We start from the raw sequence: 12241 nt of genomic DNA, 5'->3' as shown, positions 1-12241 counted from the left end.
CTCGCACCGAGTTCCACCTCGTTCGCACAGAGTTCCACGGCACGACCGGCAAGGCCGACGCCGAGCCTTCCCTCCGCACCGACGGCCCTGCCGGGCCGCCGGGCGGTGGGAGCGCTCCCGCGCCCTGCGTGACCGGCACCAGGCCCGACGGCACGACGGCACGACCAGCCGTCCGCCCGGCGTCGACCACGGCCCGCACCGTCAACACCCGCTCAACGGACAAGGGAACCCGCACTCATGAGCCGTAGCAGAACAGCGATGATCGCCGCCTTGGCGCTGGTCGCCGGAGCATCCGGGACCGCGCTCGCCGCGACCTCCGGGGGCGTCGGCACCGCCGCCGTCCCCTGCACCGTGGACTACAAGGTCCAGAACCAGTGGTCCACCGGCTTCACCGCCGCCGTGACCGTCACCAACAACGGCGCCGCCAAGAACTCCTGGGCGGTGAAGTGGACCTACGCAGGCAACCAGAAGGTCACCAGCGGCTGGAACGCCCGGATCACCCAGAGCGGCGCGGCCGTCACCGCAGCCAACGAGACGTACAACGGGTCGCTGTCGAGCGGTGGTTCGGTCAGCTTCGGATTCCAGGGCTCGTACAGCGGCACCAACGCGATCCCCGCGACCTTCACCCTCGACGGCGTCACCTGCAACGTCGACTCCGGCGGCGGACCCACCGACCCGCCCCCGAACCCGACCGACCCGCCGCCCGGCGACAAGGTCGACAACCCGTTCACGGGCGCGAAGATGTACGTCAACCCGGACTGGTCGAAGAAGGCCGCGGCCGAACCGGGCGGCAGCCGCGTCTCCAGCCAGCCCACCGCCGTGTGGATGGACCGCATCGCCGCCATCGCGGGCTCCAGCGAGGCCATGGGCCTGCGCGCGCACCTCGACGAGGCCCTGCGGCAGAAGGGCACCGGCCAGCTGGTCGTCAAGGTCGTCATCTACGACCTGCCCGGCCGTGACTGCGCGGCGCTCGCCTCCAACGGCGAGCTCGGCCCGACGGAGATCGACAAGTACAAGACCCAGTACATCGACCCGATCGCCGCGATCCTGTCCGACCCGAAGTACGCGAGCCTGCGCATCGCCACCGTCATCGAGCCCGACTCCCTGCCCAACCTGGTCACCAACGCCGGCGGCACCAACACCACCACCGACGCCTGCGTGACCATGAAGACCAACGGCAACTACGAGAAGGGCGTCAGCTACGCCCTCGACAAGCTCGGCGCCATCCCGAACGTCTACAACTACATCGACGCCGCCCACCACGGCTGGCTCGGCTGGGACACCAACCTCGACCCCGCCGTCCAGCTGTTCAAGAAGGTGGCCACCACCAACGGCGCGAGCCTGAGCGACGTCCACGGCTTCGTCACCAACACGGCCAACTACAGCGCCACGGTGGAGCCCAACTTCAAGATCACCGATTCCGTCAACGGGCAGACGGTGCGCCAGTCGAAGTGGCTCGACTGGAACAACTACACGGACGAGCAGTCCTTCGCCCAGGCGCTGCGCAGCAAGCTCGTCGCGGCCGGCTTCTCGTCGGGCCTCGGCATGCTGATCGACACCTCGCGCAACGGCTGGGGCGGCACGGCCCGGCCCGCCGGTCCCGGCCCGCAGACCTCGGTCGACGCCTACGTGGACGGTGGCCGCATCGACCGGCGCATCCACGCCGGCAACTGGTGCAACCAGAGCGGCGCCGGCATCGGTGAACGGCCCAAGGCCGCGCCTGCCGCCGGGATAGACGCCTACGTGTGGGTGAAGCCCCCGGGTGAGTCCGACGGCGCGAGCCAGGAGATCCCGAACAACGAGGGCAAGCGGTTCGACCGCATGTGCGACCCGACGTACGGGGGCAACGCCCGCAACGGCAACAACCCGACCGGCGCGCTCGGAGGCGCCCCGATCGCCGGCCAGTGGTTCTCGGCCCAGTTCCAGGAGCTCATGAAGAACGCCTACCCGCCGCTTTCCTGAGCGGAGCACCCCGCCGGGGCCCGGCCTTCCGGGCCCCGGCACCGGGTGCGCGCTTTGCGGGAACGGCAACAGCAGTGGCCTCCGTCCGGTGTGCCGTCGCACTCTGACGACACCCGGACGAGAGGCTGATCCCATGGCGCACGACCACCACCACGAGCACACCCACTCCCACCAGCACGCGCACACCGGCATTGACTGGGCCGAGGTGGCGCCGCTGCTGGAGGCGCAGGCGGAACTGTTCACCCCCCTGTACGAGAAGGCCCTCGCCTGGCTGGCGAAGGACGTCACCGAGCCGGGCCTGATCGTCGACGCGGGCAGCGGCCCCGGCGTGCTGTCCTGCCTGTTCGCCGAGACGTTCCCGGGCGCCCGGGTGGTCGCCGTCGACAGCTCCGGGCCCTTGCTGGAACGGGCCAGGGACCGCGCCGCCCGCGAGGGCGCCGCCGACCGCTTCGGCACGCTGCTCGGCGAACTGCCCGACGTCCTCGGGGAGCTGGACTATCCGGCCGATCTGCTGTGGGCCAGCCGCAGCCTCCACCACCTCGGTGACCAGCGCGCCGCGCTCACCGCGTTCGCCGAGCGCCTCGCGCCCGGCGGCACCCTGGCCGTGCTGGAGGGCGGCCTGCCCCCGCGCTACCTGCCGCGCGACATCGGCTTCGGCCGCCCCGGCCTCCAGGCGCGCATCGACGCCCTGGACGAGGAGCGTTTCACCCGGATGCGGGCCGAGCTGCCCGGCTCGGTCGCCGAGACCGAGGACTGGCCGGCGCTGCTCACGGCGGCGGGCCTGAAGCACACCAGGACCCGCAGCTTCCTCCTCGACCTGCCCGCCCCGGCCACGGACCGCGCCCGCGGCTACGTCGTGGCCGCGCTCACCCGCACCCGGGACGTCCTGGCCGACGATCTCGACGCCTCCGACCGGGCCACGCTGGACCGGCTGCTCGACCCCGGCGACCCGGGAAGCGTCCACCACCGGCGCGACGTGTTCGTCCTCGCCGCCCACACCGTCCACACGGCGGTCCGGCCGGTGTGACGCACCTGCGTGGCGGCCCTTGACCTGGAGAGCGCTCCAGCTGATGGACTCCCCGGCATTCACCGAAACGCAGGGGGTTCATCATGACCGACACTCCGGTCGCACTCGTCACCGGCGGGGGCAGCGGCATCGGGGCCGCCATCGCGCGGCGGCTGCTGGCGGACGGCCACCGGGTCGCCGTCACCGGGCGCGGGGAGGAACGGCTGCGGGCGTTCGCCGCGGAAGTGGCCGAGCCGGACAGGCTGCTGACGCTTCCCGGGAACGCCGCCGACCACGCGCAGGTGCGGGCCGCCGTCGACGCCACCGTGCACAGGTTCGGGCGGCTCGACGTGGCCGTCGCCAACGCCGGGTTCGCCACGCACGACACCGTCGCCGAGGGTGACCCCGCCGGCTGGACGGAGATGGTGCTGACCAACGTCCTCGGGCCCGCGCTGCTGATCCGGGCGTCCATCGACGCGCTGCGGGCGACACGCGGCCGGATCGTGCTGGTGGGCAGCGTCGCCGGGTTCGTGCCGGCGCCCGGCAACCTCTACGGGGCGACCAAGTGGGCGGTGACCGGCCTCGCCGAGAACACCCGGCGCCAGGTCACCGAGTGGGGCGTCGGCGTGACCCTCGTCGCGCCGGGCCGGGTGGAGACCCCGTTCTGGGACTCCTACGGGAGTCTGCCGCCGGGACACCTGCTGACCGCCGAACAGCTCGCCGACTCGGTCGCCTGGGCGGTCCGCCAACCGGAGGGCGTCGACGTCAACACCGTCGTGGTACGGCCTGTGGGACAGCCGAACTGAGAGGCGGGGCGGCGCGGGCGGCACCACGGTGCCGTCCACGCCGAACCGCCGGTCCGGGCCCGGTCGAGGAAGGCCCCCGACCGGCGTGTGGCCCCCGGACCACGCGGGTCCGGGGGCCACACGGGCCGCCCCCGCTCCCATCCAGGGGGCGGAAGGGCTCAGGCCATGTCGAACTCGGCCGGGTCCGGGCCCAGCCGCCGGTCCTCGTTCAGCGCGCTGATCGCCGCGAGGTCCTCGTCGTCCAGGCTGAAGTCGAACACCGCGATGTTCTCCCGGATGCGGGACGGCGTCACCGACTTCGGGATGACGACGTTGCCGAGCTGGAGGTGCCAGCGCAGCACCACCTGGGCCGGGGTGCGGTCGTGCTTGCGCGCGATGGCGACGATCGCCGGGACCTCCAGCAGGCCCTTGCCCTGGCCGAGCGGCGACCAGGCCTCCGTGGCGATGCCGTGCTCCGCGTGGTACTCACGGGCGACGCGCTGCTGCAGGTGCGGGTGCAGCTCGATCTGGTTCACCGCCGGAACGACCGACGTCTCGCCGATCAGCCGCTCCAGGTGCTCCGGCAGGAAGTTGGACACGCCGATCGCCCGGATCCGGCCGTCGGCGTGCAGCTTCTCGAACGCCCGGTACGTGTCGACGTACCGGTCCCGGGACGGCAGCGGCCAGTGGATCAGGTACAGGTCCACGTAGTCCAGGCCGAGCCGGTCCAGCGACGCGTCGAACGCGCGCAGCGTCGAGTCGTACCCCTGTTCGCTGTTCCAGAGCTTGGTCGTGACGAACAGCTCCTCGCGGGCGATGCCCGAGGCGGCGATGGCCTTGCCGGTGCCCTGTTCGTTGCCGTAGATCGCCGCTGTGTCGATGCTGCGGTACCCGGCCTCCAGCGCCGTCACCACGGCCGACTCGGCCTCGTCGTCCGGCACCTGCCACACGCCGTAGCCCAGCTGGGGCATCTCGACGCCGTTGTTCAGGATGATCGGGGGGACCTTGCTGCTCACGAGCTCTTGATCCTTCGGTTGTGGTCGGATGGCCTTCCCATCGTCAACGATCACGGGCCGCGCCGCATTCCTGACCGCGGATTTCCGGTCGCCGCCGCGCGGTGCGGCCCCGGCGCTCACGCCCGGTAGAGCGCGTCGACCTCACTGGCGTACGCCTTCTCGATCGCCTTGCGCTTCAGCTTCAGCGACGGCGTCAGCAGACCGTGCTCCTCCGTGAACGGCTGCGCCAGGACGCGGAACGTCCGGATCGACTCGGCCTGCGACACCAGCGTGTTCGCGGCCACCACCGCGCGCCGCACCTCCGCCTCCAGGTCCGGGTCGCGCACCAGCTCCGCCGGCGCCGGGCGGGGCTTGCCGCGCATGGCCAGCCAGTGCTCGACGGCCTCGACGTCCAGCGTGACCAGCGCCGCGATGTACGGGCGGTCGTTGCCGACGACGATGCACCGGCCGACCAGCGGATGGTCCCGCACTCGCTCCTCCAGCACGCCCGGCGCGACGCTCTTGCCGCTGGAGGTGACCAGGATCTCCTTCTTGCGGCCGGCGATGGTGAGGTAGCCGTCCCCGTCGAGGGAGCCGAGGTCGCCGGTGGCGAGCCAGCCGTCGTGCAGGGTCTGGTCGGTCGCCTTCGGGTTGTTGAGGTAGCCCTGGAAGATGGTGGGGCCGCGCAGCCACACCTCGCCGTCGTCCGCGATGTGCACGGTGACGCCCGGAATGGGCTGCCCGACCGTGCCGTACCGGGTGCGTCCGGGCGGGTTCGCGGTCGCCGCCGCCGTCGACTCGGTCAGGCCGTAGCCCTCGTAGACGTGCACGCCCGCGCCGGCGAAGAACAGGCCGAGCCGCCGGTCCATGGCCGAACCGCCCGACATCGCGTGCCGGATCCGCCCGCCCATCGCCGCCCGCACCTTGGAGTACACCAGTTTGTCGAACAGCTGGTGCTGCACGCGCAGCCCCGCCGACGGCCCCGGCCCGGTGCCCCACGCCTTCGCCTCCACGGCGTCCGCGTACCGCACCGCGACGTCGACGGCCCTCTCGAACGGCCCCGCCCTGCCCTCCTTCTCCGCCTTGCGGCGCGCGGAGTCGAGCACCTTCTCGAAGATGTACGGCACCGCCAGGATGAACGTCGGCCGGAACGCCGCCAGGTCCGGCAGCAGCGCCGCCGCGTTCAGCTGCGGCTGGTGCCCGAACTTCACCCGGCCGCGGATCGCCGCGACCTCCACCATCCGCCCGAAGACGTGCGCGAGCGGCAGGAACAGCAGTGTGGAGGCCTCGTCGCCCTTCTTGGAGTGGAACACCGGCTCCCACCGCTCGATCACGGTGTCCGCCTCGTACATGAGGTTGCCGTGCGAGATCACACAGCCCTTGGGGCGGCCCGTCGTGCCCGACGTGTAGATGATCGTCGCGATCGAGTCCGGCGTGACGGCCTGCCGGTGCCGGTGCACCACCTCGTCGTCGAGGTGCGCGCCCGCGTCGTACAGCTCCTGCACCGCGCCCGCGTCCAGCTGCCACAGCCGGCGCAGCCGCGGCAGCCGGTCGATGACCGTGGCGATCGTCATCGCGTGGTCCTCGTGCTCCACGACCGCCGCCGACACCTGCGCGTCGTACAGCATCCAGCAGCACTGCTCCGCCGACGACGTCGGGTACACCGGCACCACCCGCGCGCCGATCGCCCACAGCGCGAAGTCGAACAGCGTCCACTCGTAGCGGGTGCGGGACATGACCGCGACCCGGTCCCCGAACCTGATCCCGCGCGCCAGCAGGCCCTTGGCGACGGCCAGCACCTCGTCGCGGAACTCGGCGGACGTCACGTCCCGCCAGCGGCCCGCCGCGTCCTTGCGGCCCAGCGCGATGCGCAGCGGGTCCTGCCGGGCGTGCTCGAAGACGGCGTCGGCCAGACCGCCCACCGGCGGTGCCAGTGCCGACGGAGGGTTGGTGAACTCGCGCAAACCCGCTCCCCGCTTCTCGGCCCCCCGGTCTGCCTGTGGCGCGGTGAAAGCTACCCCACCCACCGACCGGCCGGGAGGGGCCCGGTTTCCGGGCGCGCTCCCGTCCGCCCTGGTCAGCGGGGGACAATGCGCTCACTTGGGGAAGGGTCGGGCGGATTCCTGACGGTTGAGCGAGGTTCGGGGCCGTAACCTCCACCGAATCTGTACGACCCGGCCGCGCCCCCGCGCCCCGGGGTACCCGTGGCTGTCGTCCGGGGCGTGTCGCCCTCTGTTCCTCATCAGCGTCGGCGCCGCGCCATGCGTCACCCCGAGCTGCTCCGAGCGCCCAGGCCTCACGGGCCCTCGCCGCGCCGCTGCTGCTGCAGCCGGTCGCCGCCCGCCAGGATCCGCGCGGCCAGCGCGTCGGCCGCGTCCTGCGCCGTGGTGCTGCGCCGCCCGTGCACCAGCACGAAGTCCACCCGCCCCAGCTCCGGCAGCCCCGCACGCTCCGGCACCCGCACCAGACCCGGCGGGATCAGACGCCGCGCGTGCGCCATCACACCGAGCCCGGCGCGCGCCGCCGCGACCAGGCCATTGAGGCTGCCGCTCGTGCACGCGACCCGCCACGGGCGCCCCTGCCGTTGCAGCGCCTCCAACGCGAGCGCCCGGGTGATGCCGGGCGGCGGATACACGATGAGCGGCACCGGGCGGTCCAGGTCCAGCCGCAGCCGCTCCGCGCCGATCCACACCAGCCGGTCCCGCCAGACCGGTTCGCCGCGCGGGTCCTCGGACCGCCGCTTGGCCAGCACCAGGTCCAGCTTCCCGGCCGCCAGCCGCTCGTGCAGCGTGCCGGACAGCTCCACCGTCAGCTCCAAGTCGACCTCGGGGTGGTCGTGCCGGAAACCCTCCAGGACCTCCGGCAGCCGGGTCAGCACGAAGTCCTCCGACGCGCCGAACCGCAGCCGCCCGCGCAGCCGGGTGCCCGCGAAGAACGCCGTCGCCTCCTCGTGCACCTGAAGCATCCGGCGCGCGAACCCGAGCATCGCCTCGCCGTCCTCGGTCAGCTCCACCGAGTGCGTGTCCCGGGAGAACAACTGCCGGCCGGTGGCGTCCTCCAGCCGCCGCACGTGCTGGCTCACGGTCGACTGGCGCAGCCCGAGCCGCCGGGCGGCCTGCGTGAAGCTCAGCGTCTGCGCCACCGCCAGGAAGGTCCGCAGGTGGGAAGGCTCGTACACACCCGCCAGCCTACCGTCGCCCATCACGCATCACGATGACAGTGAGTGCGGTGTGCGGGATTCCCGATCGCCGGGGAAGAGAGCACGATGGGCGGCAGAGACCGCGACGGACCGGGGAACCCTCACCCCGAGCCCGTCACCGAGCAAGTGGAGCACCGTGAAACGCCTGCGCTGGCCGAGCCGGATGCCGGTCGACCCCTACGTCCTGCTGCTCCTCGCCACGGTGGGCCTCGCCGCGCTCCTCCCGGTCCGCGGGACAGCGGTCGGCATCGCCTCCGGCGCCTCCACCGCCGCCGTCGCCTTCCTGTTCTTCCTCTACGGCGCCCGCCTGTCCACCCGCGAGGCCCTCGAAGGCCTCAGGCACTGGCGGCTCCACCTCACCGTCCTGGCCTGCACCTTCCTCGTGTTCCCGCTGCTCGGCCTGGCCGCCCGCGGACTCGTCCCGGTGCTCCTGACCGACCCCCTCCACCAGGGCCTGCTCTTCCTCACCCTGGTCCCGTCGACCATCCAGTCGTCCATCGCCCTCACCTCCATCGCCCGGGGCAACGTGCCCGCCGCGATCTGCGCCGGGTCCTTCTCCTCCCTCGTCGGCATCGTCCTCACGCCGCTGCTCGCCGCCGCCCTGCTCGGCGGCGCCGCCGGGGGCTTCTCCGCCGACTCGGTCGTGAGGATCGTGCTGCACCTGCTCGTGCCGTTCGCCGCCGGGCAGCTGCTGCGCCGCTGGATCGGCGGCTTCGTCGCCCGGCACCGCAAGGTCCTCGGGCTGGTCGACCGCGGGTCGATCCTCCTCGTCGTCTACACCGCGTTCAGCGCGGGCATGGTGCAGGGCGTCTGGCACCGGGTGAGCCCCGCCCGGCTGGCCGGACTGCTCGCCGTCGAGGCCGTCCTGCTCGCCGTGATGCTGGCCCTGACCTGGTACGGCGCGAGGGCGCTCGGCTTCGGCAGGGCGGACCGGATCACCATCCAGTTCGCCGGGTCCAAGAAGTCCCTCGCCGCCGGGCTGCCCATGGCGAGCGTCCTGTTCGGCGCCCACGCCTCCCTGGCCGTGCTGCCGCTGATGCTGTTCCACCAGATGCAGCTGATGGTGTGCGCCGTGATCGCCAGGCGCCGCTCGCGCGACCCCCACGAGGACGCCGCCTCGCCGGGGCGAACCGCAGCGTCAGGAGCGGGGGCCGGTACGGCGCCACCGTCCGGCTGAGCCGGCCCGTCCCCGGCAGCGGGGGAGTGAAGCCACGGGCCGGCCCGGCGGCCCCGCCGAGCGGCACCGCCGGTCCCACGGGGCCCCGCCGAGCAGCGCCGCCGGGGGACGTCAGCGGCTGCCCCCCACCCGGTCCAGGGGCAGCCACGCCACCGGGCCCCGCGCGGCCGGAGCCGTCCGCCCGGTGGCGAGTTCCTCGTCGGTGAGCGCCCGGTTCCACACCCGTACGTCGTCGATCGCGCCGGTGAAGAACGCCCGGCTGTCCATGCGCTGGCCGATGTGCACACCGAACGGCGAGTTCCGGCTGACCGAGCCGGCCGGCGCGTCCGCGGAACCGACCGGCGTGCCGTCCAGGAACATCGTCAGCGTGCCACCGGCCCGGCGCAGCGCCAGCCGGTGCCACGCGCCGTCGTTGTACGCGCCCGTGGTGCGCACCCACGCCGAGCGGGGGGCGGCGGCGCCGTCGCGGACGGTCATCAGGCCCTGCACGCGGTTGCTCGCGGGTTCCCCGCGCAGCCACACCTGCGGCTGCCCGGTACCGATGCCGCCCATCCACAGCAACGGCTGCTCACCCGAGGCGGCCGTGTACCGGAACGACAGCGAGGCCGTGAAGTCCCCTTCGCCGAGCCGCAGTTGCTCACGGTAGGGGAGGCGTACGGCGTCGTCGGCGCCGTCGAAGGAGAGCGCGCCGCCCCGCACGCCGTCCGTCGCGCGGGCACCGCCGAGGACGGCCGCGGGCCTGCCGTGCGCGGCGAGGTCGGCGGTCGTCGGGTCGGGGCCGCGGCGCGGTGCCAGCCAGTCGTCCGTGAACCGGGCGAAGCGGATCTCGTCCCGGGCGTCGGCCGTGCCGCCCTCGTACATCAGCCCCACCGTGTCCCGGTCGATACCGACCAGGTCGGAGTAGCCGGACCAGTCCCGCGTGACGACCGTGCCGCGGTCCACGCTGTCCCAGGTGCGCCCGCCGTCGTAGGAGGAGCGGATCATCATCGTGCGGCGGCGGTCGGGGTCGGCGGGCGCGGACAGCAGGATGCGGTCGCCGCGGCGCAGGACGGCGCCCTGGACCTGCGGTGTGTACAGGTCGGGGAGGGCACGGAAGGGCGCGGCGAAGCTGTCGCCGCCGTCCCGGCTGACGGCCTGGGAGCGGTGGCCGAGATCGGTGCCCTCCTGTTCCCGGCCGCTGACCAGGATCGAGCCGTCGACGCGCTCGGTGAGGGTCACTTCGGAGGGCTTCTGCCGGAACGTGCCGTCCGCGGCGACCGGCCAGCTGTCGGTCGCGCCGATCCGCCAGGAGTCGCCGCCGTCGTCGCTGACGACGAGCGCCGCGTGATTGGCGCTTATGCGCGTGCCGTCCCACGTCTCGGTGTTGACGCCGAACACCAGCCGCCCGGCGTGCCGGCCCCGGGTCAGCTGGATGCCGTGCACGGGGCCGGTCGCGTACCAGGAGTTCCAGTGCGGGGGCAGGATCTGGTCGCTCAGGTCGCGCGGCCGGGACCAGGTGCGGCCGTCGTCGTCGCTGTACTGCAGATGGGGGGTGCGGTCGCAGGGCACCGTGCAGTTGCCGCTGTCGGTGCGGCCCGTGTTGTACGTCTCGGCGAGCAGGATCCGGCCCGTGGAGCGGTCGACCAGCGGCGCCGGGTTTCCGTGCGTGTCGCCGGCGCCCTCGTTGACGACCTGGAGCGGGCCCCAGGTACGGCCGCCGTCGGTGGACCGCTTGAGGACGATGTCGATGTCGGCGGCGTCCCCGCAGTTGAGGACCCGGCCCTCGGCGAAGGCGAGCAGCGTGCCGTGCGTGGTCCGCACGATCGCCGGGATGCGGAAGCAGGCGTAACCGGGGTCCTGGGACGCCTTGAAGAGGGTCTGCTGTTCGAAGTGCGGCGCGGCCGAAGGGGGTTGGGCCTCGGCGGGGGCGGGCAGTACGGCCGTCGCCGCGAGGGCGAGCAGGGCGACGAGGGGGGATCTCAGGCGGGTGCGAAGACGTGCCGGCATGGTGCGACCTGCCCTTCTTAGGTCTGGTCGTGTGGTCCGGTCAGTGGCGCAGACGGCGGGTCGGACATCTGAACATCAGGACATCCCATGTCCAGGGGTGGGCGGCCGACGTTAGTTGCGCGGCCACCCGCCCCGCAAGAACCGTGCACGTGTCGCCGCCCTAACCACGCCGCGACCCGAACTCCCGTCACCCGCTTGGTGGCGGGGGACCGTTCACGAGGGCGGCCCGCCGTGCACGGGCACGGCCGAGTGCCCGTCAGCCCCGGGTCGCCGGGGTCCGCAGGGCGACGCGTTCCTCACCCGCGTACACGTTCATGGAGCCGCCCCGCAGGAAGCCCACCAGGGTCAGGCCCGTCTCCGCGGCCAGGTCCACCGCGAGGGACGACGGAGCGGACACCGCCGCCAGTACGGGGATGCCCGCCATGACCGCCTTCTGCGCCAACTCGAACGACGCCCGGCCCGACACCAGCAGGATCGCCCGGGACAGCGGCAGGTCGCCGTTCTGCAGGGCGCGGCCGACCAGCTTGTCGACCGCGTTGTGCCGGCCCACGTCCTCCCGTACGTCCAGCAGCTCACCGGTCTCGGAGAACAGCGCCGCCGCGTGCAGGCCCCCGGTCCGGTCGAAGACCCGCTGGGCCGCCCGCAGCCGGTCGGGAAGGCTCGCCAGCAGGCCGGGCGTGACCCGGACCGGGGGAGTGTCGGCGATGGGCCAGCGGGCCGACGTGCGGACCGCGTCCAGGCTCGCCTTGCCGCACAGGCCGCACGACGAGGTCGTGTACACGTTCCGTTCCAGGGTGATGTCCGGGATCACCACGCCGGGGGCCGTCCGTACGTCCACGACGTTGTACGTGTTCGCGCCCTCCGCACCGCCGGAGGAGGCGCTGTCACTCGTCGCCCCGGCGCAGTAGACGATGGTGCGCAGATCGGACGCGGCGGCCAGAACGCCCTCACTGACGAGGAAGCCCGCCGCCAGCGGGAAGTCGTCGCCCGGCGTACGCATGGTGACGGCGAGCGGCTTGCCGTTCAGCCGGATCTCCAGCGGTTCCTCGGCCACCAGGGTGTCCGGGCGGGACGAGACGGCACCGTCCCGGATGCGGAGCACCTTGCGTCGTTCCGTGACTCGTCCCATGT

General features: G+C 73.0%; 9 protein-coding genes. 4 read left to right on the top strand and 5 right to left on the bottom strand.

All coding sequences use genetic code 11. The features are described from left to right. Positions 1-237: 237 nt before the first annotated feature. The 3 genes from AB0M97_RS01415 to AB0M97_RS01405 all read left to right on the top strand — a co-directional run bounded on the left by AB0M97_RS01415 (position 238) and on the right by AB0M97_RS01405 (position 3774). Positions 238-1962: a glycoside hydrolase family 6 protein gene (locus tag AB0M97_RS01415; protein ID WP_365958609.1), complete on the top strand. Its 1725-nt coding sequence runs from the start codon at positions 238-240 to the stop codon at positions 1960-1962. Positions 1963-2095: 133 nt separating this feature from the next. After that, positions 2096-2989 (top strand): class I SAM-dependent methyltransferase, encoded by an 894-nt coding sequence (locus AB0M97_RS01410; RefSeq protein ID WP_365958608.1) that lies wholly within the window; start codon positions 2096-2098, stop codon positions 2987-2989. An 83-nt stretch (positions 2990-3072) separates the two neighbouring features. Continuing rightward, complete coding sequence (locus AB0M97_RS01405) at positions 3073-3774, top strand: SDR family NAD(P)-dependent oxidoreductase (RefSeq protein ID WP_365958607.1); 702 nt, start codon at positions 3073-3075, stop codon at positions 3772-3774. Positions 3775-3932: 158 nt separating this feature from the next. On the opposite strand, the gene AB0M97_RS01400 is transcribed toward AB0M97_RS01405, so the two are convergent. The 3 genes from AB0M97_RS01400 to AB0M97_RS01390 all read right to left on the bottom strand — a co-directional run bounded on the left by AB0M97_RS01400 (position 3933) and on the right by AB0M97_RS01390 (position 7926). Continuing rightward, on the bottom strand, positions 3933-4769 hold the full coding sequence (locus AB0M97_RS01400) for an aldo/keto reductase (RefSeq protein ID WP_365958606.1): 837 nt from the start codon (positions 4767-4769) through the stop codon (positions 3933-3935). A gap of 116 nt (positions 4770-4885) precedes the next feature. Next, entirely contained in the window at positions 4886-6712 is a 1827-nt protein-coding gene (locus AB0M97_RS01395; protein WP_365958605.1) for an AMP-dependent synthetase/ligase, read from the bottom strand. 332 nt (positions 6713-7044) lie between these two features. Next, positions 7045-7926 carry a LysR substrate-binding domain-containing protein gene (locus AB0M97_RS01390; protein ID WP_365958604.1) on the bottom strand — a complete coding sequence of 294 codons (882 nt, stop codon included), beginning with the start codon at positions 7924-7926 and terminating at the stop codon, positions 7045-7047. Positions 7927-8110: 184 nt separating this feature from the next. Between AB0M97_RS01390 and AB0M97_RS01385 the strand changes: the two genes are divergently transcribed. Next, on the top strand, positions 8111-9124 hold the full coding sequence (locus AB0M97_RS01385; RefSeq protein WP_365958702.1) for a bile acid:sodium symporter family protein: 1014 nt from the start codon (positions 8111-8113) through the stop codon (positions 9122-9124). Positions 9125-9235: 111 nt separating this feature from the next. Here AB0M97_RS01385 and AB0M97_RS01380 read toward each other — a convergent pair whose 3' ends face one another. Together AB0M97_RS01380 and fdhD are read right to left on the bottom strand one after the other, a co-directional pair. Further along, a complete protein-coding gene (locus AB0M97_RS01380; RefSeq protein WP_365958603.1) occupies positions 9236-11110 on the bottom strand; it encodes an exo-alpha-sialidase in 1875 nt (624 codons plus the stop codon). Between the two features lie 256 nt (positions 11111-11366). Then, the gene (fdhD, locus tag AB0M97_RS01375; RefSeq protein ID WP_365958602.1) at positions 11367-12239 is read right to left on the bottom strand and encodes a formate dehydrogenase accessory sulfurtransferase FdhD; all 873 of its coding nucleotides are present in this window, start codon (positions 12237-12239) and stop codon (positions 11367-11369) included. Between the last annotated feature and the right edge of the window lie 2 nt (positions 12240-12241).

Source organism: Streptomyces sp. NPDC051207, assembly GCF_040682395.1.
GTDB lineage: Bacteria > Actinomycetota > Actinomycetes > Streptomycetales > Streptomycetaceae > Streptomyces.
This window is presented reverse-complemented; position numbering and strand designations above follow the sequence as displayed.